General features: G+C 60.6%; 1 protein-coding gene. It reads right to left on the reverse strand.

The genetic code is table 11. The features are described 5' to 3' along the window. Nucleotides 1–35: 35 nt before the first annotated feature. On the reverse strand, nt 36–790 hold a 755-nt coding region (locus tag NCR40_RS27870; protein ID WP_250511356.1), incomplete at its 5' end, for a type VI secretion system baseplate subunit TssF.

Consider the following 790-nt stretch of genomic DNA (forward strand, 5'->3'; position numbering starts at 1 on the left):
TGCTGGTTTTACAAGCAGGGTCGAGGCAAGGATGGTCAACTGGACACGCTCGTGTTCACGGACAATCCGCGCGGGTAAAGCGTCGCTTTGTCGTCGATTTCCAGCATCAGACGCAGCGCGTGTTGAAAGCTTGCGTAGCGTCCGACGAAGCGGCTGAGTACGTCGCCAAAGAGCGCCGCATCGCCCGGTCCGTCAAACGCTGTCGCATCGAGCCGCACGTGAATCCAAATCTCAAAGCGCATAGGCCCTTTATCCATGCTCTGATGCTCGGCCAGTCGCACGTCTTGAATTGCGTCGATGCGCCGTTTGATGCTCTCGTCTGGCGACCAGTCATAGAGTTCCAGCACCTCACGAAGCACCGGCGCGCCGCCAATTCCGATCATGTTTAACTCGTTCGCGCAGCCTGCGGTGTAGTGTCCCAGCACACGCCAGTCATACTCCGGGTGATAACGCGGAGGATAAAGCGGCAAGGTCGGTGCGGTCAGATTGCGCACCGACGCAATGCCGGTAAAACCTGACACGGTCTCGGTGATTGTCGCAACGGCCAGCGCCATGCGCGGCAGGCGGCCGTTGTTGGCGAGTGCGCGCACCGTCAGATAGCCGTCCGGTCGAGGGCGACTCTTGTCGCCGGGTGCGTCGGCATGGAAACGCTCCCAGAGTGAGCCCGAGAGCGTCACCCAAAGTTCGCGCCCGGTCACGCCAAAGCGCATCGCGGTATGGAAATAGCGCTCTGGCTTCTCGTACTGCAGCGTCCAGCCGCGATGGCGAAAGCTCGTGAAGGCGCTATATG

Source organism: Caballeronia sp. GACF4, assembly GCF_023631025.1.
Classification (GTDB): Bacteria; Pseudomonadota; Gammaproteobacteria; order Burkholderiales; family Burkholderiaceae; genus Caballeronia.